Below are 25,236 nucleotides of genomic sequence, written 5' to 3'. Positions count from 1 at the left end.
GTACGCCATGACACAGCCGCCCCAGCCGCCCAACGATTCGCCCCAGGGCGGATTCGGTGCCCCGCAGGACCCCCCACCGGGCGGGTTCGGTGCCCCGCAGGACCCCCCGCCGGGCGGGTTCGGCGCACCGACGCCGCCGCCCGCCGATCCGTCCGGCAAGCAGCAGGCCACCCCGCCCACGGGAGGATTCGGCGCCCCGCAGACCCCGCCGCCGACAGGAGCCCCGCAGACCCCGCCGACCGCAGGCGCTCCCGCAGGGCCTTCGCAGCAGCCCGGCCCCGGCTACGGCTACCCGCAGGGTCAGCCCCCGCAGCCCGGTTACGGCTACCCGCAGGCGCCCGTGCCGGGACAGCCGCAGCAGGGTTACGGATTCCCGCAGGGCATGCCGCCCGGTCAGCCGCCGCAGCAGGGTTACGGATTCCCGCACGGCATGCCGGCCGGTCAGCCGCCGCAGCAGGGGTACGGCTACCCGACCGCCCCGATACAGCAGCAGTACCCGCAGCCGCAGCAGAGCGGGGACGGCGGCAAGAAGTTCACCACCCGGATGCAGATCATCGTCGCCGCGTCGGTCGCCGTGGTGCTGGTCGTCGTCGCGGGTGTCTGGTTCGCCTCCAGCGGCGGTGACGACGGCAAGAAGGGCCAGGCGTCCCAGTCGGGTGGCTCCGCCGGCGAGGACAAGGGCGGCCAGGGCGGCACCATCGGTGGCGGCGGCAAGGAGAAGGCACCGGCGGACCCCCAGTCCCAGGTCGCATTCCAGCTGCCGGATCCGAAGGCCGACGACATCATCAGGGTCGACGGTTCCTGGATGACCGACAAGGCCTACGTGAAGACCGGCGTGAACGAGATCGTCGGCTACGACGCGGTCAAGGGCACCAAGCTGTGGTCCATCCCGCTTGCGGGCCAGGTCTGCGCCGCCTCCCGGCACATGTCCAAGGACTACAAGACGGCCATCGCCTTCGAGGCGGCCAAGCCGACCGCGACCAAGAAATACCAGCCGTGCAACCAGGTCGGCGCGCTCGACCTGAACACCGGCAAGCTGATGTGGAGCAAGTCGGTGACCGCCGCCACCAGTGGTGACGAGCCGGTCAGGTTCAACGAGATCACGCTCAGCGGCACCACGGTCGCCGCGGCCGGCACCGAGGGCGGCGCGGCCTTCGACCTGAACACCGGCGCCGAGCGCTGGAAGCCCAAGGTCTCCACCGACGGCTGCTACGACGCGGGCTACGGCGGCGGCGAGGCGCTCGCCGTCGTCCGCAAGTGCGGTACGTACGACGAACCGCAGCTCGTCATCCAGTCGCTGAACCCGACCACCGGCGCCCCGGTCTCCTCGTACAAGATGCCGCCCGGTGTCGAGTTCGCGAACATCGTCTCCACCAAGCCGCTGGTCGTCGCGGCCGACGTCGGCGACACCGCCGGTGACGGCAGCGGTATCTCGGACTTCTTCTCGATCGACGCCAACACCGGCAAGCTGCTCACCAGGATCGCGGCGGACGGCGAGAAGTACGCCGCGCGCTGCGAATCCACCGCGGTCGAGAGCTGCAAGAAGGTGGCCGTCGGCAACAACCGCATCTACGTGCCGACCGAGGACCACGAGGGCTCCGGCGAGTACGGCGACACCAACGAGATCGTCTCCTTCGATCTCACCACGGGCAAGCCGACCAGTGACCGGGCGGACGCGGGCGACCGCTACACGATGTTCCCGCTCCGTATGGACGGCGGCAACATCATCGCGTACAAGATGCCCCCGTACGACAAGGGCGGCCAGGTCATCTCCATCGACGGCTCCACCTTCAAGCAGACCGTGCTGATGGAGAACCCGGCCGAGAAGTCCGTTCGCGACGTCGAGAGCAGCTTCACCGGGGACTACTCCGAAATGCTCTACTCCGCCGGCCGCTTCTACATCTCCCAGACGATGCTCAGCAAGTCGAGCGGGGCCTCGCTGAGCGGCAAGAAGTACCTCGCCGTCGCCTTCGTCACCGACTGATCCCTTACGACCTGGGACCGCACCCATGCCCGGCCCTGCCGGTCGATCATTCGACCGGCAGGGCCGGTCGTTTTCCGCCCGTCGGACAGCCCTGATGGCGCATAATCCGACACCCCGGGGGGCTTCTGCCGGGTAAGGGGCCCGGAACGTCGAACAAGCGTGTAGCTTGCCGGGTCAGGGCGGCCGGGGGGCCTGGCGCCAGTGTTTGGGGGATGTTCGATGAGCGTGCGGCTCATGGTGGTCGACGATCACAGACTGCTCGCCGAGGCGCTCGCCTCGGCGTTGAAACTGCGGGGCCACCGGGTGCTCGCGGCAGCCGCGCCGGCCTCGGGTGCCGCCGAGCTGGTGGTCAGCAGGGCTCCGGATGTCTGTCTGTTCGGTACTGCGGCACCTGCCGAACCCGGCGCCTTCGACCCGATCGTGCGGATCCGGCGTGAGCGCCCTCAGGTGGCCGTGGTGGTGCTCGGGCCCGTGCCCAGTCCGCGCGGGATCGCGGCGGCCTTCGCAGCAGGCGCCGCGGGATATGTCCGGCACGACGAGCGCATGGAGGGCGTCGAACGGGCGATGGTCAAGGCGCGCGCCGGCGAGGCGGTGGTGGCGCCGCAACTGCTCCAGGGCGCCTTCGCCGAACTGCTCAATCCGGCCGCGGCGCCGGACGACGAGGGGCAGCGGCTGCTGCAGATGCTCACCCCGCGCGAGGTCGAGGTCCTGGTGCGGGTCGCCGAGGGCGAGGACACCCGGCTGATCGCGGCCGGGATGCGGATCGCGCCGAGCACCGCGCGTACGCATGTGCAGCGGGTGCTGATGAAACTGGGCGTCGGCTCCCGGCTGGAGGCCGCGGCGCTCGCGGCCCGCACAGGGCTGCTGGACCGGTCGGTGCCGCTGAACGAGCAGGGGCCCGACGGCATCGGGTGATGCTGTCGGTTTCCTGGGGTTCTTTGTTTGATTGTGATCGCATGGTCGGTAAATCCAGGCAGGAAACGGGGGGCCTCCCCAGAAACGGGGGAGGTCACGCCCGTATGTGCCCCGCTTGAATCGTTGACGGGCCTGTTGGCTTGTGATTCATTATGTTGGGTTATGTTTGGAGGAGCCTGGTGAAGAAGACGGTTACGACGCTCGCCGACGGCCGGGAGCTGCTCTACTACGACAGCCGTGACGACGCCGTGCGCGATGCCGTCGACCGGCGGCCCCTCGATGCCGTCTCGACCTCGTCCGAGATCCGCCGTGACCCGTTCCTCGGTGACAGCGTCGCCATCGCCTCGCACCGCCAGGGCCGCATCTACCACCCGCCGGCCGACGAATGCCCGCTCTGCCCCTCGCGGGACGGCCGGCTGAGCGAGATCCCCGAAACGGACTACGATGTCGCCGTCTTCGAGAACCGCTTCCCCTCGCTCGCCGGCGACTCCGGCCGCTGCGAGGTCGTCTGCTTCACCTCCGACCACGACGCGTCGTTCGCCGACCTCAGCGAGGACCAGGCCGCCCTGGTCCTGGAGGCATGGACCGACCGCACCGCCGAACTCGCCGAGCTCGACCAGGTCAAGCAGGTGTTCTGCTTCGAGAACCGGGGCGCCGAGATAGGCGTCACGCTCGGCCATCCGCACGGGCAGATCTACGGCTACCCCTTCGTCACCCCGCGCACCGAGCTGATGCTGCGCTCGATGGAGGCCCACCGCGCCGAGGCCGGCCGCAACCTCTTCGACGACGTGGTGGCCCGCGAGGAGAAGGACGGCTCGCGGATCGTCATCAGCGGCGAGCACTGGGTCGCCTTCGTGCCGTACGCGGCGCACTGGCCGTACGAGGTCCATCTCCACCCCCGCCGCCGCGTCCCCGACCTGCGCGGGCTCGACGAGGCGGCGCGTGCGGAGTTCCCGCAGATCTATCTGGAACTCCTGAGGCGATTCGACCGGATCTTCGGCCCCGGCGAGCCGCCGACCCCGTACATCTCGGCCTGGCACCAGGCCCCGTTCGGTGTCCCCGGGCGGGAGGACTTCGGGCTCCATCTGGAGCTTTTCACCATCCGACGCACCTCGGGCAAGCTGAAGTTCCTCGCGGGTTCCGAATCCGGCATGAATGTGTTCATCAACGATGTGCCGCCGGAGGCCGCGGCCCAGCGACTGCGAGAGGTAGCGAGCGAGTGAGCAAGCCCCAGAAGAAGTACCTGGTCACGGGTGGCGCGGGTTATGTCGGCAGCGTGGTCGCCCAGCATCTGCTGGAGGCCGGTCACGCGGTCACCGTCCTCGACGACCTGTCGACCGGGTTCCTGGAGGGCGTCCCTGCCGGGGCCGAGTTCATCCAGGGCCGCATCCAGGACGCGGCCAAGTGGCTGGACGCCTCCTACGACGGGGTGCTGCACTTCGCCGCGTACTCGCAGGTCGGCGAGTCCGTCGTGGACCCGGAGAAGTACTGGGTGAACAACGTCGGCGGCTCCGTGGCACTGCTCGCCGCCATGCGGGAAGCCGGGGTGCGCACCCTGGTCTTCTCCTCCACCGCCGCGACCTACGGCGAACCGGTCACCACTCCCATCACGGAGTCCGACGCGACCGCGCCCACCAACCCCTACGGCGCCACCAAGCTCGCCGTCGACCACATGATCACCGGCGAGGCGGCCGCGCACGGGCTGGCCGCCGTCTCGCTGCGCTACTTCAACGTGGCCGGGGCGTACGGCAGTTGCGGGGAGCGGCACAGCCCCGAGTCGCACCTCATCCCGCTGGTCCTCCAGGTCGCCCTCGGGCAGCGCGAGTCGATCTCCGTGTACGGCGACGACTACCCGACCCCCGACGGCACCTGCGTCCGCGACTACATCCATGTCGCCGACCTCGCCGAGGCCCATCTGCTGGCCCTGGACGCGGCCACCGAGGGCGAGCACCTGATCTGCAACCTCGGCAACGGCAACGGCTTCTCGGTGCGCGAGGTCATCGAGACCGTCCGCGAGGTCACCGGCCACCCGGTCCCCGAGACCGCGGCCCCGCGCCGCGCCGGTGACCCCGCCGTGCTGGTCGCCTCCGCCGCCACCGCCAGGAAGCGGCTCGGCTGGACGCCTTCGCGTGCGGACCTGACCGGAATCGTCTCCGACGCCTGGACGTTCGCCCGCCGAGAGGAACCCACCGCCCCATGACCGTGAACAGTGAGCCGACCGCGGGCTTCACGAAGCTGTACGGGAGCGCTCCCGAAGGAGTCTGGGCGGCGCCCGGCCGGGTGAATCTGATTGGCGAGTACACCGACTTCAACGACGGTTTCGTGATGCCGCTCGCGCTGCCGCACACCGCGAAGGCGGCCGTCGCCCGCCGCACCGACGGTGAGCTGCGGCTCCACTCGACCGACGTACCGGGCGGTGTCGTCCGGCTCCGGGTCGACGAACTGGCCCCGCATCAGGGGCACGGCTGGGCGGCGTACCCGGCCGGGGTCGTCTGGGCGCTGCGCGAGGCCGGTCACCCCGTCACAGGGGCGGACATCCAGCTGACCTCCACCGTCCCCACCGGCGCCGGGCTCTCCTCCTCCGCGGCCCTCGAAGTCGTCACCGCGCTGGCTCTGAACGACCTGTTCGAACTGGGGCTCTCCGCCTCGGAGCTGGCCGTCATCGGCCAGCGCGCCGAGAACGCGTTCGTCGGTGTGCCGTGCGGGATCATGGACCAGATGGCATCCGCCTGCTGCACCGAGGGCCACGCCCTGTACCTCGACACCCGCGACCTCACCCAGCGCCAGGTCCCCTTCGACCTGGCCGCCCACGGGCTGCGGCTGCTGGTCGTCGACACCCAGGTCAAGCACGCGCTCGGCGACGGCGCGTATGCCGAGCGGCGGGCCGGCTGCGAGGCGGGGGCCGCCGCGCTCGGCCTGCGGACGCTGCGTGAGCTGCCGTACGAGGGGCTCGGCGCGGCCCTGGACACCCTGGCCGAGGCCGGCGTGGACGAGTCCGTGGTGCGTTACGTACGCCATGTGGTCAGCGACAACCAGCGCGTGGAGCAGGTCATCGCGCTGCTCGACGCGGGCGATGTGCGGGCCGCGGGCCCGGTCCTGGACGCGGGGCACGCCTCGCTCCGCGACGATCTGCGGGTCTCCTGCCCCGAGCTGGACCTGGTGGTGTCGGCGGCGGGCGAGGCCGGGGCGCTCGGCGCCCGGATGACCGGCGGCGGCTTCGGCGGCTCGGCGATCGTGCTGGTGGACGAGACGCAGGCGGACACGGTCTCCAAGTCCGTGCTGGAGGCGTTCGCTTCGGCGGGTTACGCGGCGCCGCGGATCTTCCCCGCCGTTCCTTCGGCGGGTGCCCGGCAGATCGGCTGAGGTCCACTTCTGCCTCAAGACGGGACATCTACCACAGCCAACGGAGCAGAGCCGGTCAGTTCTGCGAATTGCCTTCCGCTCCGGCGTCCCGGCCGTACTCTGATGCACAGCACCGGTGGGGGCCGGTGCTGATTCAGGGGTACGAGACAGTCGGGTACGGCGCCCGGGGCGGGTTGCAGTCGAAACACGGCGGCGGCCGTGGGACTGCGGTCCATCTCCCCGATCCGGGCGGCCGTACCCGCGCCGTTGCGGCCCTTCAGCGGACCGGGGGGTGGCCCGGCAACAGACGCGGCATGGGGGTGCCTGTGGTTCGTATCCGGGTTCTCGTGGTGGACGACCACCGCATTTTCGCCGAGTCGCTCGCAGCGGCGCTCGCGGCCGAGCCGGACGTCGATGTGGCGGCGGCGGGCAGTGGCCCCGCCGCGCTGCGCTGTCTGGAGCGGGCGGCCGCCGAGGGGCGGGACTACGACGTGATGCTGATCGACGCCGAACTGGGCATCCTGACCGCGGCGAAGGGCCGCCACGCACCCGTCCCGGCCCCCCGCAGCGGGGAGGAAGGCCCGGCGGACGGCATCTCGCTGGTCGCCGGGGTCCGTTCGGGCCGGCCCTCCGTGCGTACGGTGGTGCTCGCCGAGAAGGACGACCCGCTCCGGGCAGCGGTGGCGCTGCAGGCCGGGGCTTCGGGCTGGGTCGCCAAGGACTGCTCGCTGCAACGACTGCTCACGGTCATCCGGGGAGTGCTGCGCGACGAGACGCATCTGCCCCCGGCCCTGCTCACGGGCGTGCTGCGGGAGCTGACGGCAGCACGCAAGCATCGCACCGAGAGCGAGGAGCTGGTCGAGTCGCTGACCCCGCGCGAGCGCGAGGTGCTGCGCTGCATGGTGGCGGGCCTGGGCCGCAAGGCGGTGGCGGAGCGGCTCTACCTCTCCCCGCACACGGTGCGTACGCATATGCAGAACGTGCTGGGGAAGCTCGGCGTGCACTCGACGCTGGCCGCGGTCGCACTGGCCCGGCGGGCGGGTGTCGGACCGGTCGATCTCGAACCGGCCCGGGTCCCAGTGCCGTGACCGGCAGTGTTTGCCCGACGGGGCAAAGCTTGCCGGGAGGGGCACTGGGGCCTGTTCCGAGTTTCCCGCCTGCGCCGCGGCGTCTGGCACGCGCGCTCGCTGCGTTGTCGGGATCGCCCACGTACGCCCAGTACGAGGGCGACCCTCCGCCTTGCGATCGCACGCACCAGACGCCGCGGCGCCCGCGCTCCGCGCGGACGACGGGAAACTCGGAACAGGCCCTAGCCGGGGATGTTGTCGAACGGTGCGGTCAACTGGCGTAGTAGCCCGGCCAGTTCGCCCCGCTGCTGAGTGGAGAGCTCGATCAGGATGGCACGCTCCTGGGCGAGCAGGCCGGCCAGTGACTGGTCGGCCTTGTCGCGCCCTTCGGCGGTGAGCCGGACCAGCACGCCGCGGCGGTCGCTGGGGTCGGGGAGCCGCTCGACGAGGTTCTTCTTGGTCAGCCGGTCGATGCGGTTGGTCATCGTGCCCGAGGTGACCAGGGTCTGGGTGAGCAGCTGGCCGGGGGAGAGCTGGTAGGGAGCACCTGCGCGGCGCAGTGACGTGAGTACGTCGAACTCCCACGGCTCCAGATTGTGCTCGGAGAAGGCGATCCGGCGGGCCCGGTCCAGATGGCGGGCCAGGCGGGAGACACGGCTGAGCACCTCGAGTGGTTCCACGTCGAGGTCGGGGCGCTCGCGGCGCCATGCAGCGACCAGTCGGTCGACCTCGTCCTCCATGTGGATCAGTGTAGAGGGTCTGTCGACATGAAGTCTCTTGAATTCAAGTGTCTTGACATCAAGATAATCTTCGCATGATCCTGGTTCCATGACCGCATCCACCTGGGATCCGCAGCAGTACCTGCGCCACGCCGACCATCGCACCCGCCCCTTCCACGATCTCCTGGCCCGCATCGTCGAGCCCCCGGCCGCCCCCGCACCCCGCGTCGCCGACCTCGGTTGCGGAGCGGGAAACGTCACCGTCCTCCTCGCCGACCGCTGGCCGAAGGCCCGGATCACCGGCTACGACAACTCCCCGCAGATGCTGGAACGGGCCCGCGCCCACGCAGGCCCCCTCCTGGACTTCGCAGAGGCCGACGCCACGACCTGGACCCCGGCGCAGCCGTACGACCTGATCGTCTCCAACGCCCTGCTCCAGTGGGTCCCGGACCACACCTCCCGCTTCCCTCTCTGGCTGGACGCCATCACCCCCGGCGGTACGTTCGCCTTCCAGGTCCCCGGCAACTTCGACCAGCCCAGCCATGTCCTGATGCGGGAGCTCGCCGGGTCCCCGCGCTGGCGCGACCGCCTGGCCGACGAGCTCCGCCACGCCGACGCGGTGCTCAGCCCCGCCGCCTACCTCGACGCACTGACGGCCCCCGGCATCACGGCGGACGTCTGGGAGACCACGTATCTGCATCTGCTGCACGGCGAGGATCCGGTGCTCGACTGGGTGAAGGGCACCGGCCTGCGCCCTGTCCTGACCGCCCTGGCCGACGACCCCGAGGCCCGCGAGGCGTTCCTCACCGAGTACCGCGACCTGCTGCGCACCGCGTACCCGGCGGGCCCGCACGGCACGGTCTTCCCGTTCCGCCGCATCTTCGCCGTGGCCCGCAAGGAGAGGTGACGGCGCCGAGGTGAACCGGGACGACGACCTGCCGGGCCGCCGGTGCTTCTTCAGCCGTGACCCGGTGGGGAACCGGCTGGAGTTCCTGGAGTGGGTGGACGGCTGAGCTTCACAGCTCGTTCAGCGCGTCCAGCGTGATGTCGATGTCGACCGGAAACGGGACACCGGTCTTGAGCCGGTCGTGGTGGATCCCGGTCAGGGCGTACGCCTTGGTCACCGGGTCCAGCTCGTAGACCCGCACCACCGGGTGCCGGTCGGTGCCGGCCATCTCGACCAGCCAGAAATTCGGGATACCGGCCGCGGCGTACTTCTGCGGCTTGGCGTTGCGGTCGCGGGCCTCGGAGTCGGGGGAGACGACCTCGACGGCGAGGAGGACGTCGGCGGCCTGGAAGCGGGTCTGCTCAAGATCGGTGGCGGCTTCGGCACGGACGACGGAGATGTCGGGTTCGGGGCCGTTGCGCCGGTCCAGCACGATGGTCATCTCACGCTCGGCCTTCAGACTGCTTGGGATCGTGGCGCGAAGGCCGATCATCAGCAGGCCGATCATCTTGGCGTGGAAACGCCGCTGCGGACTCACGAAAACCAGGCTCCCGTCGATCAGCTCTGTGTGCGGCGGGAGATCGGGCAAGGTGAACAGGTCGTCCACGGTGTATCCGTCCTGGGGCGGCACCGGCCAGCGGCTGCTGTGCCCGGCGATCGGCTCGGCGGTCATGGTTCCTCCCATGGACGGGATTCTTGGCCTGCCCCCTCACGGTAGCGGTCGGAATCGAGCAGCGTCATCACAAAGAGTGACGCCGGCCCGGTGTCGACCTCGGCCCGGACGAGAAGACCGCCGCACGCGTGCCGCTGCCCCCAGCCGTGGCCAGCGCGCTTCTGTCAGGCTGCGGTCACCTGTTGGGCCAGCAGCAGTGCCAGGGGGCCGCCCTGGAGCAGGAAGCGCCCCTGGGTGGCGGCCTGGATCGCGTCGGCCATCGGCCACCACATCAGTTTGAAGCCCGCTTCGCTGGGCGTGAGCTGCTGCGGGCCGCAGGTGAGTCCTTCAGCCAGGAAGAGGTGGATGCGGGCTGGGGAATTCAGTGTGATGGCGTACGAGCCGAGGGGGCGCCAGTTTTCGGCGGCGACGCCGGCTTCCTCGCGCAGCTCGCGCCGCGCGCACTCCTCCGGTGTCTCGCCGTCCTCCCGGCGTCCCCCGGGCAGGAACACGTACTCGCCGCCGTGCTGCGGGAATTCGGCGGTCAGGACGGCGACCATGCCGTCCGCGTCTCGGGCCACGATGACGGAGGCGTCGCACACCGCCCCTCGCTGGGATGTGTCGGTCATGGCCCGGGAGCGTAGCCGCCTACGCTGACAGCCAGGCCGCGAACGGCACGTTGAGCACGGTGGGGTGGGCAATGCCGCGGGGTCCCAGGTAGTCAGTCACAGACTCGCCTCTGCCTCAGCTTCTTCTCGAATCAGACGGATCTTGGTGATGGCGTCCGTCGGGTCCTGTTCGCCCGCATCGCTTCGAGCAAGTGCTGGGTGAGTGCGGGCACCCTGTTCGGAGCGATGCGGGCGACGGCGGCCCGTAGCGCGGCGGGGGTGAGTTCCGGCATAGGGATCAGCGGTCCGTACGGACCGTCGGGCTGCGCGCTCACGGTGACCTCCGGTGCGGGTGGATCGGTCTTCGCACCGTACACAGGCGGAGTCGTCGGCATGGTGCGTGCTGGTGTCGGGGGTTCGGACGTGATGTCCGCGCAGGTCGACCATCTGAGCGCCATGACCCAAGAGCCGGGGGGTGTCCACCAGCGCAACCCCGGAAGGCCGTCTGCTGCGAGTTCGTCAGGCGACTGTGATGGCCGCCGGACCTTGTGGACGCCCCGAGCGTCCGGCACCATGACGAGCATGAAGACCTGCCGAAAGGCCCATGCCGCGTAGACGGCCCGGCGCGCTTCGCGCCGAAGATCCGGTGGCGCCTGTCTGGGGCCCCTGGACGGATCGGATTCCCGGCTTGTCCGAGCGTACCTGCGCCGAGATTCAGCGCACGGAGCGCGAGCACGATGACCCCGTGGGCGGCCTGTGGGACGGGGCAGTGGAAGCCGCGATCAGGCACTACCGGGCGTTCTTGCGGCAACCCGGGCGCTATCTGGACCTGTGCTTCGAAAATTCTCCCCACCCCGAATCCTCGCTCGTCAATGTGGCTAATGCTCGGGACCTCTTGGACGAAGCGTTGCGGTTGCTGCCTCTGCCCGCCCGCGCCGAACTCGGGCGACTCGTGACGTCACTCGACGCCGAGTTCCGACGCCGGACCTTGCCCGACCCGCACGCCTACCGGCGTTTCTGGCGGGGTAGTGGATGGTGGCACCAGCGCCTCTACGACGGCGAGTTCCGGTGGTGAAGGGCCTCGGCTCGACTGCTTCTCGCCTCTACGGAGAGTCTCATCACCGTTATCGACAACGCAGGAGGAAACACGTGGCGCAGCTACTGAGAGTCCAGAACTTCAACGTCTCATGTGACGGCATCGGCGCCGGGGAGGACCAAAGCTTTGAGAGTCCGTTCGGCCACGCCCATGCCGAGAGGCTGTTCGCCTGGGCCGGCGCCACGGCCAGCTGGCCCATGCGTACCGACCCGGGGGGAAGCCGTGGCCTCGACGACTACTTGACGCGGGACTACGCACGCAACATCGGCGCCGAGATCATGGGCCGCAATAAGTTCGGGCCCCAGCGCGGGCCCTGGCAGGACCATGAGTGGCGCGGCTGGTGGGGTGACGAGCCCCCGTTCCGCACTCCGGTGTTCGTCATGACCCACGACAGTCGTCCTTCGTTCACGCTCTCCGACACCACGTTCCACTTCGTCGCCGGCGCCCCGGCCGTGATCCTTGAGCAGGCGCGGGAGGCGGCTCAGGGCAAGGACGTCCGGCTCGGCGGCGGAGTCACCACCATCCGGCAGTTCCTCGACGCCGACCTCGTCGACACCATGCATGTGGCGGTCTCACCGGTGAAGCTCGGATCCGGACTGCGTCTCTGGGACTCCCCCGATGAGCTGCTCGACCGGTTCCACCTTGAGGTCGTGCCCAGCCCGAGCGGCGTGACGCACCACCTGTTCTGGCGAAAGTGATACGAGGGCTCCGAGACGTCGAACTGTCCCGGCCGACCGGTCGGGCCGGCCCGCGCCCGCCCCCGCCCCCGTTCAGCTCTTGCGGTGCCCCATCAGCCGCGGCTTCGACTCCAGGTTCTCCAGGCCGTGCCAGGCCAGGTTCACCAGATGGGCCGCGACCTCCGCCTTCTTCGGCCTGCGGGCGTTCACCCACCACTGGCCGGTCAGGGCGACCATGCCGACCAGCGCCTGGGCGTACAGCGGGGCCAGCTTCGGGTCGAAGCCGCGGGCCTTGAACTCCAGGCCCAGGATGTCCTCCACCTGGGTGGCGATGTCGCTGATGAGGGAGGCGAAGGTGCCCGTCGACTGGGCGACGGGGGAGTCGCGGACCAGGATGCGGAAGCCGTCCGTGTACGTCTCGATGTAGTCGAGCAGGGCAAAAGCGGCCTGCTCCAGGAGTTCGCGGGGGTGGCCCGCGGTCAGGGCACCGGTGACCATGTCGAGGAGCTGGCGCATCTCGCGGTCGACCACGACGGCGTACAGGCCTTCCTTGCCGCCGAAGTGCTCGTAGACGACCGGCTTGGAGACGCCGGCCCGGGCCGCGATCTCCTCGACCGAGGTGCCCTCGAAGCCCTTGTCGGCGAAGAGGCTGCGGCCGATGTCCAACAGCTGCTCGCGGCGTTCCTTTCCTGTCATCCTGACCCGGCGGGTACGCCGGGCGGAGGGGGAACGGTTGTTCTCGCTGCTGGTGCTGGAGTCGGTCGCCACGCCGTCAATCATGCCGCGTCGGCGCGCGCGGGGTCGCGCCGGGAGCCGATGCGGCGGGATTCGATCCGGGCGGAGTCCGGCCAGCGCACGTCGTATGCCCAGCCCAGATTCTCGAACCAGCGGATCAGCCGGGCGCTCGAATCGATCTGGCCCTTCATCACGCCGTGGCGCGCGCTCGTCGGGTCCGCGTGGTGCAGGTTGTGCCAGGACTCGCCGCAGGACAGGGCCGCGAGCCACCACACGTTCCCGGACCGGTCACGGGACTTGAAGGGGCGCTTGCCGACCGCGTGGCAGATGGAGTTGATCGACCAGGTCACGTGGTGCAGCAGGGCCACCCGTACGAGAGAGCCCCAGAAGAAGGCGGTCGCCGCGCCCCACCACGACATCGTCACCAGGCCGCCGACCAGCGGCGGAAGCGTCAGCGACACGATCGTGAAAGCGGGGAAGTGGCGGGAGATCCCGCGGATCGCGGGGTCCTTGATCAGGTCGGGGGCGTACTTCTGCTGCGAAGTCTGCTCCTCGTCGAACATCCAGCCGATGTGCGCCCACCAGAGGCCCTTCAGCAGGGCGGGGAGGGTCTCGCCGAAACGCCACGGCGAGTGCGGGTCGCCCTCCGCGTCGGAGAAGCGGTGGTGCTTGCGGTGGTCGGCCACCCAGCGCACCAGCGGGCCCTCCACGGCCAGCGAACCCGCGACGGCCAGGGCGATGCGGAGAGGGCGCTTCGCCTTGAAGGCGCCATGGGTGAAGTAGCGGTGGAAGCCGATCGTGATGCCGTGGCAGCTGATGAAGTACATCACCACGAGCAGGCCCAGATCGAGCCGACTCACGCCTCGGCCCCAGGCCAGCGGCACCGCGGCGACCAGCGCCACGAACGGCACCACGATGAACAGCAGAAGGGCGATCTGTTCGATCGAGCGTTTGCTGTTCCCGCCGTGCGTGGCGGAGGGAAGGGCCTGACCGTCGGCCGCCGATGGCTGGGTGTCGTCAATCACAGCGGGGCTGGTGTTCATGGGGAGTCCCCTGGGGATGAGGAATACGACGGATAGCTCTGACTACGCATCCGTAACCTACGACTACGTAAGTAGCGCAGCGCGGAGGCCGCCGCACGAGAGCGTGGCGGCCGCCCGTGACGGGGAAACCCGGTCGGGGCACAAGCCGCGCCGACGGTGTGGACACCTATCCTGGTGGTGTCGGACAGCGCGGTCCGCACTCCGCTTTCCCGGGGTGGCGTCAGCACGGCTGTCGGCGTCGGGCCCCGGACCTCGTTCCCACCCGTCTCCCACCACCGCCCTTGTTGGGAGTCGCTACGCGACGCACCTCCTCAATCACCGCAAGGAGCCGCACACCGTGAGCAGCGCCGACCAGACCCCCGCCGCCAGCCCCGGGCTGCGCGCCGACATCCGACGCCTCGGCGACCTGCTGGGCGAAACCCTCGTACGCCAGGAGGGTCAGGAGCTCCTCGACCTCGTCGAGCGGGTCCGTGCCCTGACCCGCACCGACGGCGAGGCCGCGGCCGAGCTCCTCGGCGACACGGATTTGGAGACCGCCGCACAGCTCGTGCGCGCCTTCTCCACCTACTTCCACCTCGCCAACGTCACCGAGCAGGTCCACCGCGCCCACGAGATGCGGGACCGGCGTGCCGCCGAGGGCGGTCTCCTCGCCCGTACCGCCGACCGGCTGAAGGACGCGGACCCGGTCCACCTGCGCGAGACCGTCAAGAACCTGAACGTACGGCCCGTCTTCACCGCGCACCCGACCGAGGCCGCGCGGCGCTCCGTGCTGAACAAGCTCCGCCGCATCGCCGAGCTGCTGGAGACGCCCGTCATCGACGCCGACCGGCGCCGTCAGGATCTGCGACTCGCCGAGAACATCGACCTCATCTGGCAGACCGACGAGCTGCGCGTGGTCCGGCCCGAGCCGGCCGACGAGGCCCGTAACGCCATCTACTACCTCGACGAACTGCACACGGGCGCCGTCGGGGACGTACTGGAGGACCTGGCCGCCGAGCTGGAGCGGGTCGGTGTCGAACTGCCCGCGGGCACCCGCCCCCTCACCTTCGGTACGTGGATCGGCGGCGACCGCGACGGCAACCCGAATGTGACGCCCGACGTCACCCGTGAAGTGCTGATCCTCCAGCACGAGCACGGCATCACCGACGCGTTGGAGCTCGTCGACCATCTGCGCGCGCAGCTCTCCAACTCCATCCGCTACACCGGCGCCACCGACGAGCTGCTGACCTCGCTCCAGGCCGACCTGGAACGCCTCCCCGAGATCAGCCCGCGCTACAAGCGGCTGAACGCCGAGGAGCCGTACCGCCTCAAGGCCACCTGCATCCGGCAGAAGCTCCTCAACACCCGCGAACGCCTCGCCGGCGGCACCCCGCACCGCCCCGGCTGCGACTACCTCGGCACCGCCGAGCTCATCGCCGACCTGAAGCTCATCCAGACCTCGCTGCGCGAGCACCGCGGCGGCCTGTTCGCCGACGGGCGGATGGACCGCACGATCCGTACGCTCTCCGCGTTCGGCCTGCAGCTCGCCACCATGGACGTACGCGAGCACGCGGACGCCCACCACCACGCCCTCGGCCAGCTCTTCGACCGGCTCGGCGAGGAGTCCTGGCGCTACGCCGACATGCCGCGCGACTACCGGCAGAAGCTGCTCGCCAAGGAGCTGCGCTCGCGCCGCCCGCTCGCCCCGACCCCGGCCCCGCTGGACGCCGCGGGCGAGAAGACCCTCGGCGTCTTCCACACCGTCAAGGAAGCCTTCGAGCGGTTCGGCCCCGAGGTCATCGAGTCGTACATCATCTCGATGTGCCAGGGCGCCGACGACGTCTTTGCGGCCGCCGTCCTGGCCCGCGAGGCCGGACTGATCGATCTGCACGGCGGCTGGGCCAAGATCGGCATCGTGCCGCTCCTGGAGACCACCGACGAACTGCGCGCCGCCGACGTCATCCTCGACGAGATGCTCGCCGACCCGTCGTACCGCCGTCTCGTCTCGCTGCGCGGCGACGTCCAGGAGGTCATGCTCGGGTACTCCGACTCCTCCAAGTTCGGCGGCATCACCACCTCGCAGTGGGAGATCCACCGGGCGCAGCGCCGGCTGCGTGACGTCGCGCACCGCTACGGCGTACGGCTGCGGCTCTTCCACGGTCGCGGCGGCACCGTCGGCCGCGGCGGCGGCCCCTCGCACGACGCGATCCTCGCGCAGCCGTGGGGCACCCTCGAAGGCGAGATCAAGGTGACCGAGCAGGGCGAGGTCATCTCCGACAAGTACCTCATCCCGGCGCTCGCCCGGGAGAACCTGGAGCTGACCGTCGCGGCCACCCTCCAGGCCTCCGCGCTGCACACCGCACCCCGCCAGTCCGACGAAGCCCTGGCCCGCTGGGACGCGGCGATGGACACCGTCTCCGACGCCGCGCACGCCGCGTACCGCAGGCTGGTCGAGGACCCGGACCTGCCCGCGTACTTCTTCGCCTCCACCCCGGTCGACCAGCTCGCCGAGCTGCACCTCGGGTCGCGTCCGTCGCGGCGCCCGGACTCCGGCGCCGGCCTCGACGGCCTACGGGCCATCCCGTGGGTCTTCGGCTGGACCCAGTCGCGGCAGATCGTGCCCGGCTGGTACGGCGTCGGCTCCGGGCTCAAGGCGCTGCGCGAGGCCGGTCTGGACACCGTGCTGGACGAGATGCACGAGCAGTGGCACTTCTTCCGGAACTTCATCTCGAACGTGGAGATGACGCTCGCCAAGACCGATCTGCGGATCGCCCGCCACTATGTCGACACACTCGTCCCGGACGAGCTGAAGCATGTCTTCGCCGACATCGAGGCCGAGCACGCGCTCACGGTCCAGGAGGTTCTGAGGGTCACCGGCAGCTCCGAGCTGCTCGGCACCAGCCCGGTGCTCCAGCAGACCTTCGCCATCCGGGACGCCTACCTGGACCCGATCTCCTATCTCCAGGTCTCGCTGCTGGCCCGCCAGCGCGAGGCGGCGGCACGCGGCGCGGAAGCGGACCCGCTGCTCGCCCGGGCCCTGCTGCTCACCGTGAACGGTGTCGCCGCCGGTCTGCGCAACACCGGCTGACCTTCCTGCGGCCTTCTTGCCCGCAGCACGACAGTGCCCCCCACCGGAAGGCATCCGATGGGGGGCACGTTGCTGTGCGGACGTCAGTGCTGCTGAGCCTTGCGGCGGCGCATCACCAGGAAGCCGCCGATCGCGGCGAGTGCCACGGCGACTGCCGCCATCGCGCCGACCGGGGCGCTGCTTCCGGTCTCGGCGAGGTCGCCGGAGGCGCCGCCCTTGTCGGCCGGAGCACCGGCCGGGGTGCTTGCCGAGGCGGACGGGGCGCCGGACGGCTGTTCGCTGCCGGGAGCGGACGGGTTGGCGGACGGCGTGCCCGTGGGCTTCTCGCCGGGCTTGCCGGGTTCTTCGCCGGGCTTGCCGGGTTCTTCGCCGGGCTTGCCGGGTTCTTCGCCGGGCTTGCCGGGTTCTTCGCCGGGCTTCCCGGGCTCTTCGCCGGGCTTCCCGGGCTCTTCGCCGGGCTTGCCCGGCTCGCAGTCGGTCTTGAAGACCTTGTGCTTCGCCCTGCCGTTCTCGCCCTCGAAGTTCCAGAACAGCTTGTACTGGCCGTCGGGCAGGGTCATGTCGGTGGTACGGCCGTGGCCGGAACCATCGAGGGCGAAGGCGCCCGTCTTGACCGTCTCGCCCTTGTCCAGGTCATTGTTGGCCCAGGCCTCGATGTGCCACTGGACCTTCTGGGCGGCGTCGAAGCCGAAGGCGTCGAGGTAGAAGGAGCAGACCTTCGGCTCGTTCTTGCGAAGTTCCTCGCCGGTCTTGGCGTCGTGGATCTTCACCGTGCCGTTGTCGCCCTTGGGCGCCGCGACGGCGGAGGGTGCCAGCAGCAGCGAAGCGGTCACCGCGGTGACCAGAGTGCCGGCGGGTATGAGTATGCGCATGGGCAGTCCAACGTGAGAGATGAGGGATGCCGTGGGGGGACAGCCTCAGCCTCTTGTGGTTGCTCTCAGTGAGTCAAGGTTGATGTGTGCGTATCCGCCCCCCTGTGTGGTGCTCTGCCCCAATGGTTCCGGCTAACGATCGAGTGAACGTGCGACTCCGGTACAGGAGTCCGCGCCTCGGGGCGGCCCGGGGAAAGGCCCGGAGTGCGGCCCGGGAGCCGCTCAGGGTGGAGTCGCTCAGGGCGCGGCCCTGCTCAGAGGGCGATGAACGTCGCCGTCAGCAGGGTCGCGCCGGCGACCCCGGTGCCCCAGGCGATCCGGGACAGCCGCAGGCCGACGACGATGACCAGGGCGGCCAGCAACAGCGCACCGCCCAGCGGCACCCAGGCATGCAGGAAGCCGGCGGTTCCGGTGCGCACGACCTCGTCCGTGCCGGGCTTCACGACGACGGGGAAGCGGTCGCCCCTCCGCGCCGCGACGGACTTCTCGATCGTCACCCGGGCGCGCGCGGCGGCCTGTCCGGACGGTGCGAACGGTCCGGTGCAGACATCGGCGCCGCAGCCCGTGACGGTCATCGTGCCGTGCTCGCGGCCCTTGGCCAGAACGACGTGGTGCACCGAACTCCAGGAGGACAGCACACCCGAGACGAGCAGCAGCAGGACGACACAGCCCGCGGCGGCGCCGCGGGCGTAGACCAGGGCGCGGTGGGAGGTGCTCCGCTTCATGGGGAGCGATCTTTGGGCAGAGCGACGCCCGCGGTCAACTTGTGGCCGATTCCCGCCGGTGTACCGGCGGGAATGTCAGAGTTGTACGCGCCGCGACCGTGGCTGCCGGTGTCAGGAGTCGGCTGCGGGTGTCAGGAGTTGTACGCGCTCTGCGCGCGCTCCAGACCCTCCGCGAGCAGGCACTCCACCGAGTCGGCGGCCCGGTCCACGAGGTAGGCGAGCTCCTTGCGCTCGGTGGACGAGAAGTCCTTCAGCACGAAGTCCGCGACCTGCATCCGGCCCGGCGGCCGGCCGATCCCGAACCGGACCCGGTGGTAGTCGGCGCCCATCGACTTGGTCATCGACTTGAGCCCGTTGTGCCCGTTGTCGCCGCCGCCCAGCTTCAGCCGGAGCGTCCCGTAGTCGATGTCCAGCTCGTCGTGGATCGCCACGATGTGGTCGGTCGGCACCTTGTAGAAGTCACGCAGCGCGGTGACGGGGCCGCCGGAGAGGTTCATGTACGACATCGGCTTGGCCAGGATCACCCGGCGGTTCTCCGGTCCCGGCGGCCCCATACGGCCCTCGACGACCTGTGCCTGGGCCTTCTGCGCCCGCTTGAACTTCCCGCCGATCCGCTCGGCGAGGAGGTCGGCGACCATGAAACCGACGTTGTGCCGGTTCGCCGCGTAATCGGGACCGGGGTTGCCGAGGCCCACGATGAGCCAGGGTTCGGTGGCGTCGGACATCTGCGCTCGGTCTCCTCGCGTACGGATGGTTCCGGTCGGTCTGAAGGGAAACGGGGCGGCGGGCCCCCGAAAAGGGAACCGCCGCCCCGTCAGTGAAGCAGAGAAGGCGAGGCTCAGGCCTCGGCGCCCTCTTCGGCGCCCTCGGCGGCCGGCTCCTCGGCCTGCGCGGCGACGACCTGGAGCACGATGGCGTCCTCGTCACCGGCCAGCACGGAGCCCTTGGGCAGCGGGATGTCCTTGGCGAGGACGGACGCACCGGCGTCCAGGCCCGCGATCGAGACCGTGACGGACTCGGGGATGTGGGTGGCCTCGGCCTCGACGAGCAGGGTGCTCTGCACGTACTCCAGGAGGTTGCCGCCCGGGGCCAGGTCGCCCTCGACGTGCACGGCGACCTCGACGTTGACCTTCTCGCCGCGCTTGACGGTCAGCAGGTCGACGTGCTCGATGTCGCCCTTGAGCGCGTTGCGCTGAACGGCCTTCGGGATGACCAGGGCGTCCTTGCCCTCGATCTCCAGACCGATCAGGACGTTGGCGGTCTTGAGCGCCATCATCAGGGCGTGGCCCGGCAGGGTGATGTGAACCGGCTCGGCACCGTGGCCGTAGACGACCGCGGGAACCAGGTTGGCGCGGCGGGTGCGACGGGCGGCGCCCTTGCCGAACTCGGTACGGACCTGGGCGGCGAGCTTGACCTCAGCCATGACTGCACTCCTCGTAAGGTGACGAAATCTGGACGGTCACCCGGCCCACGACAGGCCTGCTACGAAGAGCGCGTCGATAACGGACCGCCGTACACATGAGTACGGCCTCCCTCGCCGAGCAACTCGCTGAGTCTACCCGGCGGGGAGGCCGCACCCCAAAGTGGATCTTCTGTGTCGGTCGGCCCTACTGCTCCTCGAAGAGGCTGGTGACCGAGCCGTCCTCGAAGACCTCGCGCACCGCGCGGGCGATCGTCGGGGCGATCGAGAGCACCGTGAGCTTGTCGAGCTCCAGCTCACCCGGGGTCGGCAGGGTGTCCGTGAAGACGAACTCGCTGACCTTCGAGTTCTTCAGGCGGTCCGCGGCCGGGCCGGAGAGCACACCGTGGGTGGCCGTCACTATGACGTCCTCGGCGCCGTGCGCGAACAGGGCGTCGGCGGCGGCGCAGATGGTGCCGCCGGTGTCGATCATGTCGTCGACCAGGACACAGACCCGGCCCTCGACGTTGCCGACGACCTCGTGGACGGTCACCTGGTTGGCGACGTCCTTGTCGCGGCGCTTGTGGACGATGGCGAGGGGGGCGTCCAGGCGGTCGCACCAGCGGTCGGCGACGCGCACGCGGCCGGCGTCCGGGGAGACGATCGTCAGCTTCGAGCGGTCGACCTTGGCACCGACGTAGTCGGCGAGGATCGGCAGCGCGAAGAGGTGGTCGACCGGGCCGTCGAAGAAGCCCTGGATCTGGTCGGTGTGCAGATCGACGGTGAGGATGCGGTCGGCACCGGCCGTCTTCATCAGGTCGGCGATCAGACGGGCCGAGATCGGCTCGCGGCCGCGGTGCTTCTTGTCCTGGCGGGCGTAGCCGTAGAACGGCACGATCACCGTGATGGAGCGGGCCGAGGCGCGCTTCAGCGCGTCCAGCATGATGAGCTGCTCCATGATCCACTTGTTGATCGGGGCGGTGTGGCTCTGGATCAGGAAGCAGTCGGCGCCGCGGGCGGACTCCTGGAAGCGGACGTAGATCTCACCGTTGGCAAAATCGAAGGCCTTCGTCGGCACGAGGCCGACACCCAGCTGGTGTGCGACCTCCTCGGCCAGCTCGGGGTGGGCGCGGCCGGAGAAGAGCATCAGTTTCTTCTCGCCGGTCGTCTTGATCCCGGTCACAGCACAGTCTCCTCAGACATGGTCCTGGCGCTGCACGCATGTGTCCCGATGTGCAACGAGCCAGCCGAAATGGGGTGAGCATCTATCACGGTACGCCGTGCGTGGCACGGCTGTTTCCGGTCAGCTTTCGCCGTCGTGCTCCGAGGCGGCGGACTGAGCCGCCTGCGCGGCGGCGCTTCCCGGACGCTTGCGGGCCACCCAACCCTCGATATTCCTTTGCTGACCACGGGCGACGGCCAGTGAACCGGGCGGCACGTCCTTGGTGATGACCGAGCCGGCCGCGGTGTAGACGCCGTCCCCGACCGTGACAGGCGCCACAAACATATTGTCCGCCCCGGTACGGCAGTGGGAGCCGATCGTGGTGTGGTGCTTGGCCTCGCCGTCGTAGTTCACGAAGACGCTGGCGGCACCGATGTTGGTGTGATCGCCGATCGTCGCGTCGCCGACATAGCTCAGGTGCGGGACCTTGGTGCCCTCGCCGATCGTGGCGTTCTTCAGCTCCACGTACGTACCGGCCTTGGCCTTCGTACCGAGCTTCGCGCCCGGCCGCAGATAGGCGTACGGGCCGACCGTCGCGCCCTCGCCGACCTCGGCCCGGTCCGCGACCGTGTTGTCGACGCGTGCGCCCGCGTGGACGACGGTGTCCGTGAGCCGGGTGTTGGGGCCGACCTCGGCGTCCTCGGCGAGATGCGTGGTGCCGAGCAGCTGAGTGCCCGGGTGCACGATCGCGTCCCGCTCGTAGGTGACGGTGGCGTCGATCAGCGTGGACGCCGGGTCCACGACGGTCACACCGGCCAGCATGGCCCGCTCCAGCAGCCGCTGGTTCAGCAGACGCCGGGCCTCGGCCAGCTGGACACGGTTGTTGATGCCGAGGATTTCGCGGTGGTCGTCGGCGACACAGGCGCCGACCCGGTGCCCGGCCTCGCGCAGGATGGAGAGCACATCGGTGAGGTACTCCTCGCCCTGGCTGTTGTCGGTGCGGACCTTGCCGAGGGCGTCCGTGAGCAGCCGACCGTCGAAGGCGAAGACCCCGGAGTTGATCTCCCGGATCGCGCGCTGGGCGTCGGTGGCGTCCTTGTGCTCGACGATCTCGGTGACCGCACCACTGGCCGGGTCCCGGACGATCCGGCCGTAGCCGGTGGAGTCCGGGACCTCGGCGGTCAGCACGGTGACGGCGTTGGAGTCGGCCGCGTGGGTGGCGGCGAGCGCGGTGAGTGTCTCGCCGGAGAGCAGCGGGGTGTCGCCACAGACGACGATCACGGTGCCCTCGACGGTCCCGCCGAGCCCTTCGAGACCGACGCGCACCGCGTTTCCGGTGCCCCTCTGCTCGGCCTGGTAGGCGGTCCGCAGCCGGTCGTCGACGGCGGTGAGATGCGCCGTGACCTGCTCGCTCTCATGGCCGACGACCACGACGAGGTGCTCTGGATCCAGTTCGCGGGAGGCGGCGACGACATGTCCGACGAGCGAACGCCCGGAGATCTCGTGCAGAACCTTGGGGGTCTTCGACTTCATGCGGGTGCCCTCACCCGCTGCGAGGACTACGACGGCTGCCGGGCGTTCGGAGCTCACGGAAATGCCCTTCGGCTTCGGGTGGTGGACACCCGAAGGATACCGGGGGGGTGTGGGGCGGACATGAGTGCGGGCCCCGACCGTGAAGGTCGGGGCCCGTGTGCGTGGGCTCCCGGGGAAGGAATCGAACCCTCATTCAATGGACCAAAACCATTTGTCCTGCCTTTAGACGACCCGGGATGGTCTGCCTTTTATGTCCGATTTCGATGATCGGCTCGTTCGGCAGCCCCTACTATGCCGTACCACCAGCCCTCGATGCGACGGTACAGGTCGGCACTTTTGAGAACACGTACGACAAGGCAACCTCGATAGTCCTCACCGACGTTCTTCCGGTTCGTCTCGGGGCGGTGTCTTTTGATCGTGGTCTTGCCGAATGACGCGCTGTCGGCGCCGGTCAGATCGATCCAGTACCGCTCGGCTCCAGTCGCGTCCGCCGTCTCGTGGATGTGTACATGAAAGCGCAACTGCTCCGTGCTCACGCCGAGGAGCCGGAGCCACGCCAGAAAAACCACGATCATTCGAGGGTCGCTGTTGATGAAGCTGACTCTTTCCTGCGGGCGATGAGGTTTGGACTTCGCCCCTTCCGACCAGTAGAGGCCGACGCCGAGCAGGAAGAGCTCGCGTGAGCTCAATGCGCCGATCTCCTCCGCCGCATTCTTCTTGGTCAGGTGGCGAGTCACCTCCCGCTGCTGAAGTGTGGCCTCCCAACCGCGCCGCGCGATTGCCGATGCTTCTTCGCGTGTTCGTCTGCGGTCCGGCTTCGGCAGATCCCGCACCCATAGCGAGATCGAGCTCTTCGAGCACCCCAGCTCCACCTGAATCTGGTCATACGTCATGCCCCGGAGCCGTAACTCCCTGGCCTGCTGCCGCAGGTCGTCCTTGGCGTTCGGGCGCTTCGTCCACTCCGGGGCGGGCTCGTCCTCCAGGAGGCGGTTGAGGATGTCGTTGTTGTGGATGTGCGGTCGGTCACGTATCTCGCGGCGGCTCAGGCCTTCCCGCCGCAGGGCGATGGCCTGCGTCCGGAGGCCCTCGAAGTCGGCGTACTTGCTTGTGGTTTCCGTCATACGACGAGCGTTGTCCGGAATGCGGACGTCCGGGTCGAAAGTGCGGTCGATTCGCTATTTCAGGCGATCATCGCTCGTTTTGTCACCGTTCGAATGTATGACGTGCTGTCCAGGTCGCCCGAAAATGAGGTGCGCCCGCCCGTAGGGTGGACGGCATGACCGTAACGGGGGCATACCGGGAAGTCGCGGGTACGACCACCCGCGGCTATGGGTGGTGGGAACGGCGGCGCAGTGTCGCCCTGGACGTGGGGCTGGCGCTCCTGTCGGCGCTGGAATGCGCAGTGGAAGGGGTGTCGTTCGCCCAGGACACCCGGCTGCCGGTGCCGGTCGGCGTGGTGTTCGGGCTGATCGTGGGATCCGTACTGGTGGTGCGGCGGCGCTGGCCGATCGCCGTGGTGCTGGTGTCGATCGCGACGACGCCCGCCGAGATGGGCTTCCTGATGGGCCTGGTCGGCCTCTACACGCTGGCCGCCTCCGACGTGCCGCGCAGAATCACCACGGTGCTGATGGGGATGTCCTTCATGGGGACGTTCATCGTCACGTACGTACGGCTGCGGCAGAGCGTCTCCCAGCAGACCGACTTCGGGCGCGACGACTGGTACGTACCGCTGATAGCGCTGTTCATGTCGCTCGGGCTCACCGCGCCGCCCGTGCTGTTCGGCCTCTACATAGGGGCCCGGCGACGGCTGATGGAGAGCCTTCGGGAGCGCGCGGACTCGCTGGAGCGGGAGCTGTCGCTGCTCGCCGACCGGGCCGAGGAGCGGGCCGAGTGGGCGCGTACGGAGGAGCGCACCAGGATCGCCCGCGAGATGCACGACGTGGTCGCCCACCGGGTCAGCCTGATGGTCGTGCACGCCGCCGCGCTCCAGGCCATCGCGCCGAAGGACCCGGCGAAGGCGGTACGGAACGCCGCCCTGGTCGGCGACATGGGCCGCCAGGCGCTGACAGAGCTCAGGGAGATGCTCGGGGTGCTGCGGAGCGGGGAGCCCGTCGCACCCCGGTCCGCGAACGTGCCGCTCGCCTCGGTCGGCCAGGCGGCTGCGGCCGCAGCCGCCGCAGCCACGGAGGACGGGCCCCGGCTGCACGAGGTGGAGACCCTGGTCGGGGAGTCCAGGGCGGCCGGCATGACCGTGGAGCTCTCGGTGGACGGCGAGGCCCGCCCGTACGCCCCCGAGGTCGAGCAGACCGCGTACCGGGTGGTGCAGGAGGCCCTGACGAACGTGCACAAGCACGCGGCGGGCGCGAAGACGTGGGTGCGGCTCGCGCACCGGGGCTCGGAAGTCGCGATGCAGGTGGAGAACGGCCCGACGGACGCCGCCGCGGCGGACGCGGGGCTGCCGAGCGGGGGTAACGGGCTGGTCGGCATGCGGGAGCGGGTGCTGGGGCTCGGTGGCGTCTTCGTCTCGGGGCCGACCGATGCCGGTGGTTTCCGGGTGTCGGCGGTGCTGCCGGTCCGGAGCGCGGCCTGATTTTCCGGCCCGTGCGGGCCTGATCTTCCAGCCCGTAACGGGCCTGATCGTGCCGGGCGGAGAACCCAGGGCGTGTTTCGAAAGCCCCCGTCTGTCCGGGGGCG

Annotated in this window: 23 protein-coding genes, 1 tRNA gene and 1 pseudogene; 12 read left to right on the top strand and 13 right to left on the bottom strand. The window is 69.7% G+C overall.

What is annotated here, in order from left to right:
• The first annotated feature begins 7 nt into the window (after window positions 1-7).
• The 6 genes from ACH4EW_RS19325 to ACH4EW_RS19300 all read left to right on the top strand — a co-directional run bounded on the left by ACH4EW_RS19325 (window position 8) and on the right by ACH4EW_RS19300 (window position 7,329).
• Complete coding sequence (locus tag ACH4EW_RS19325; RefSeq protein ID WP_398258371.1) at window positions 8-1,984, top strand: PQQ-binding-like beta-propeller repeat protein; 1,977 nt, start codon at window positions 8-10, stop codon at window positions 1,982-1,984.
• A 219-nt stretch (window positions 1,985-2,203) separates the two neighbouring features.
• Window positions 2,204-2,899 (top strand): LuxR C-terminal-related transcriptional regulator, encoded by a 696-nt coding sequence (locus tag ACH4EW_RS19320; protein WP_398258369.1) that lies wholly within the window; start codon window positions 2,204-2,206, stop codon window positions 2,897-2,899.
• Window positions 2,900-3,078: 179 nt separating this feature from the next.
• Entirely contained in the window at window positions 3,079-4,122 is a 1,044-nt protein-coding gene (gene galT, locus ACH4EW_RS19315; protein WP_398258367.1) for a galactose-1-phosphate uridylyltransferase, read from the top strand.
• Window positions 4,119-5,099, top strand: a complete 981-nt coding sequence (gene galE / locus ACH4EW_RS19310; RefSeq protein ID WP_398258365.1) for a UDP-glucose 4-epimerase GalE — start codon at window positions 4,119-4,121, stop codon at window positions 5,097-5,099. Before galT ends, galE begins: the two co-directional genes overlap by 4 nt.
• Complete coding sequence (gene galK / locus ACH4EW_RS19305; protein WP_398258363.1) at window positions 5,096-6,262, top strand: galactokinase; 1,167 nt, start codon at window positions 5,096-5,098, stop codon at window positions 6,260-6,262. Before galE ends, galK begins: the two co-directional genes overlap by 4 nt.
• A 293-nt stretch (window positions 6,263-6,555) precedes the next feature.
• Entirely contained in the window at window positions 6,556-7,329 is a 774-nt protein-coding gene (locus tag ACH4EW_RS19300) for a LuxR C-terminal-related transcriptional regulator (RefSeq protein WP_398258361.1), read from the top strand.
• Between the two features lie 221 nt (window positions 7,330-7,550).
• Here the strand turns inward: ACH4EW_RS19300 and ACH4EW_RS19295 are convergent, their stop codons facing one another.
• Window positions 7,551-8,048, bottom strand: a complete 498-nt coding sequence (locus tag ACH4EW_RS19295) for a MarR family winged helix-turn-helix transcriptional regulator (RefSeq protein ID WP_398258359.1) — start codon at window positions 8,046-8,048, stop codon at window positions 7,551-7,553.
• Window positions 8,049-8,136: 88 nt separating this feature from the next.
• On the opposite strand from ACH4EW_RS19295, the gene ACH4EW_RS19290 reads away from it, so the two are divergent.
• The gene (locus ACH4EW_RS19290; protein WP_398258357.1) at window positions 8,137-8,934 is read left to right on the top strand and encodes a trans-aconitate 2-methyltransferase; all 798 of its coding nucleotides are present in this window, start codon (window positions 8,137-8,139) and stop codon (window positions 8,932-8,934) included.
• A gap of 1 nt (window position 8,935) precedes the next feature.
• A pseudogene (locus tag ACH4EW_RS19285) lies at window positions 8,936-9,040 on the top strand (glyoxalase); the annotation flags it as partial.
• 3 nt (window positions 9,041-9,043) lie between these two features.
• Here ACH4EW_RS19285 and ACH4EW_RS19280 read toward each other — a convergent pair.
• Together ACH4EW_RS19280 and ACH4EW_RS19275 are read right to left on the bottom strand one after the other, a co-directional pair.
• Window positions 9,044-9,646, bottom strand: coding sequence for a Uma2 family endonuclease (locus ACH4EW_RS19280; RefSeq protein ID WP_398258355.1), 603 nt, complete (start codon window positions 9,644-9,646; stop codon window positions 9,044-9,046).
• A 164-nt stretch (window positions 9,647-9,810) separates the two neighbouring features.
• A complete protein-coding gene (locus ACH4EW_RS19275) occupies window positions 9,811-10,254 on the bottom strand; it encodes an NUDIX hydrolase (RefSeq protein WP_398258353.1) in 444 nt (147 codons plus the stop codon).
• A gap of 667 nt (window positions 10,255-10,921) precedes the next feature.
• Here ACH4EW_RS19275 and ACH4EW_RS19270 point away from each other — a divergent pair.
• Window positions 10,922-11,308 (top strand): hypothetical protein, encoded by a 387-nt coding sequence (locus tag ACH4EW_RS19270; RefSeq protein ID WP_398258351.1) that lies wholly within the window; start codon window positions 10,922-10,924, stop codon window positions 11,306-11,308.
• A gap of 74 nt (window positions 11,309-11,382) precedes the next feature.
• Window positions 11,383-12,027: a dihydrofolate reductase family protein gene (locus ACH4EW_RS19265; RefSeq protein ID WP_398258349.1), complete on the top strand. Its 645-nt coding sequence runs from the start codon at window positions 11,383-11,385 to the stop codon at window positions 12,025-12,027.
• A gap of 72 nt (window positions 12,028-12,099) precedes the next feature.
• On the opposite strand, the gene ACH4EW_RS19260 is transcribed toward ACH4EW_RS19265, so the two are convergent.
• On the bottom strand, window positions 12,100-12,786 hold the full coding sequence (locus ACH4EW_RS19260) for a TetR family transcriptional regulator (protein WP_398258347.1): 687 nt from the start codon (window positions 12,784-12,786) through the stop codon (window positions 12,100-12,102).
• Window positions 12,783-13,784 carry an acyl-CoA desaturase gene (locus tag ACH4EW_RS19255; RefSeq protein ID WP_398258345.1) on the bottom strand — a complete coding sequence of 334 codons (1,002 nt, stop codon included), beginning with the start codon at window positions 13,782-13,784 and terminating at the stop codon, window positions 12,783-12,785. Before ACH4EW_RS19255 ends, ACH4EW_RS19260 begins: the two co-directional genes overlap by 4 nt.
• A gap of 337 nt (window positions 13,785-14,121) precedes the next feature.
• On the opposite strand from ACH4EW_RS19255, the gene ppc reads away from it, so the two are divergent.
• A complete protein-coding gene (gene ppc / locus ACH4EW_RS19250; protein WP_398258343.1) occupies window positions 14,122-16,851 on the top strand; it encodes a phosphoenolpyruvate carboxylase in 2,730 nt (909 codons plus the stop codon).
• An 83-nt stretch (window positions 16,852-16,934) separates the two neighbouring features.
• On the opposite strand, the gene ACH4EW_RS19245 is transcribed toward ppc, so the two are convergent.
• The 8 genes from ACH4EW_RS19245 to ACH4EW_RS19210 all read right to left on the bottom strand — a co-directional run bounded on the left by ACH4EW_RS19245 (window position 16,935) and on the right by ACH4EW_RS19210 (window position 23,663).
• Window positions 16,935-17,723, bottom strand: coding sequence for an LPXTG cell wall anchor domain-containing protein (locus ACH4EW_RS19245; protein ID WP_398258341.1), 789 nt, complete (start codon window positions 17,721-17,723; stop codon window positions 16,935-16,937).
• Between the two features lie 254 nt (window positions 17,724-17,977).
• Window positions 17,978-18,448, bottom strand: coding sequence for a hypothetical protein (locus tag ACH4EW_RS19240; protein ID WP_398258339.1), 471 nt, complete (start codon window positions 18,446-18,448; stop codon window positions 17,978-17,980).
• 131 nt (window positions 18,449-18,579) lie between these two features.
• Complete coding sequence (gene pth / locus ACH4EW_RS19235; RefSeq protein WP_398258337.1) at window positions 18,580-19,173, bottom strand: aminoacyl-tRNA hydrolase; 594 nt, start codon at window positions 19,171-19,173, stop codon at window positions 18,580-18,582.
• Between the two features lie 113 nt (window positions 19,174-19,286).
• Window positions 19,287-19,871: a 50S ribosomal protein L25/general stress protein Ctc gene (locus tag ACH4EW_RS19230; protein ID WP_398258335.1), complete on the bottom strand. Its 585-nt coding sequence runs from the start codon at window positions 19,869-19,871 to the stop codon at window positions 19,287-19,289.
• Between the two features lie 184 nt (window positions 19,872-20,055).
• The gene (locus ACH4EW_RS19225) at window positions 20,056-21,030 is read right to left on the bottom strand and encodes a ribose-phosphate diphosphokinase (RefSeq protein WP_398258333.1); all 975 of its coding nucleotides are present in this window, start codon (window positions 21,028-21,030) and stop codon (window positions 20,056-20,058) included.
• 120 nt (window positions 21,031-21,150) lie between these two features.
• Window positions 21,151-22,599, bottom strand: coding sequence for a bifunctional UDP-N-acetylglucosamine diphosphorylase/glucosamine-1-phosphate N-acetyltransferase GlmU (gene glmU / locus ACH4EW_RS19220; protein WP_398258331.1), 1,449 nt, complete (start codon window positions 22,597-22,599; stop codon window positions 21,151-21,153).
• 109 nt (window positions 22,600-22,708) lie between these two features.
• Window positions 22,709-22,779 (bottom strand) — tRNA-Gln (locus ACH4EW_RS19215).
• An 11-nt stretch (window positions 22,780-22,790) separates the two neighbouring features.
• On the bottom strand, window positions 22,791-23,663 hold the full coding sequence (locus ACH4EW_RS19210; RefSeq protein WP_398258329.1) for a hypothetical protein: 873 nt from the start codon (window positions 23,661-23,663) through the stop codon (window positions 22,791-22,793).
• Window positions 23,664-23,818: 155 nt separating this feature from the next.
• On the opposite strand from ACH4EW_RS19210, the gene ACH4EW_RS19205 reads away from it, so the two are divergent.
• The gene (locus ACH4EW_RS19205) at window positions 23,819-25,132 is read left to right on the top strand and encodes a sensor histidine kinase (protein WP_398258327.1); all 1,314 of its coding nucleotides are present in this window, start codon (window positions 23,819-23,821) and stop codon (window positions 25,130-25,132) included.
• The last annotated feature ends 104 nt before the right edge of the window (window positions 25,133-25,236 follow it).

The sequence above is a fragment of the Streptomyces sp. NPDC018000 genome (assembly GCF_044328025.1).
Classification (GTDB): domain Bacteria; phylum Actinomycetota; class Actinomycetes; order Streptomycetales; family Streptomycetaceae; genus Streptomyces.
This window is presented reverse-complemented; position numbering and strand designations above follow the sequence as displayed.

Bases quoted from the DNA above. Each gene is read 5' to 3' on its own strand.
- ACH4EW_RS19325 (WP_398258371.1), top strand. From the start codon at position 8: ATGACACAGCCGCCCCAGCCGCCCAACGATTCGCCCCAGGGCGGATTC.
- ACH4EW_RS19320 (WP_398258369.1), top strand. From the start codon at position 2,204: ATGAGCGTGCGGCTCATGGTGGTCGACGATCACAGACTGCTCGCCGAG.
- galK (WP_398258363.1), top strand. From the start codon at position 5,096: ATGACCGTGAACAGTGAGCCGACCGCGGGCTTCACGAAGCTGTACGGG.
- ACH4EW_RS19300 (WP_398258361.1), top strand. From the start codon at position 6,556: ATGGGGGTGCCTGTGGTTCGTATCCGGGTTCTCGTGGTGGACGACCAC.
- ACH4EW_RS19295 (WP_398258359.1), bottom strand. From the start codon at position 8,048: ATGGAGGACGAGGTCGACCGACTGGTCGCTGCATGGCGCCGCGAGCGC.
- ACH4EW_RS19290 (WP_398258357.1), top strand. From the start codon at position 8,137: ATGACCGCATCCACCTGGGATCCGCAGCAGTACCTGCGCCACGCCGAC.
- ACH4EW_RS19280 (WP_398258355.1), bottom strand. From the start codon at position 9,646: ATGACCGCCGAGCCGATCGCCGGGCACAGCAGCCGCTGGCCGGTGCCG.
- ACH4EW_RS19275 (WP_398258353.1), bottom strand. From the start codon at position 10,254: ATGACCGACACATCCCAGCGAGGGGCGGTGTGCGACGCCTCCGTCATC.
- ACH4EW_RS19260 (WP_398258347.1), bottom strand. From the start codon at position 12,786: ATGATTGACGGCGTGGCGACCGACTCCAGCACCAGCAGCGAGAACAAC.
- ACH4EW_RS19255 (WP_398258345.1), bottom strand. From the start codon at position 13,784: ATGAACACCAGCCCCGCTGTGATTGACGACACCCAGCCATCGGCGGCC.
- ACH4EW_RS19245 (WP_398258341.1), bottom strand. From the start codon at position 17,723: ATGCGCATACTCATACCCGCCGGCACTCTGGTCACCGCGGTGACCGCT.
- ACH4EW_RS19240 (WP_398258339.1), bottom strand. From the start codon at position 18,448: ATGAAGCGGAGCACCTCCCACCGCGCCCTGGTCTACGCCCGCGGCGCC.
- pth (WP_398258337.1), bottom strand. From the start codon at position 19,173: ATGTCCGACGCCACCGAACCCTGGCTCATCGTGGGCCTCGGCAACCCC.
- ACH4EW_RS19230 (WP_398258335.1), bottom strand. From the start codon at position 19,871: ATGGCTGAGGTCAAGCTCGCCGCCCAGGTCCGTACCGAGTTCGGCAAG.
- ACH4EW_RS19210 (WP_398258329.1), bottom strand. From the start codon at position 23,663: ATGACGGAAACCACAAGCAAGTACGCCGACTTCGAGGGCCTCCGGACG.
- ACH4EW_RS19205 (WP_398258327.1), top strand. From the start codon at position 23,819: ATGACCGTAACGGGGGCATACCGGGAAGTCGCGGGTACGACCACCCGC.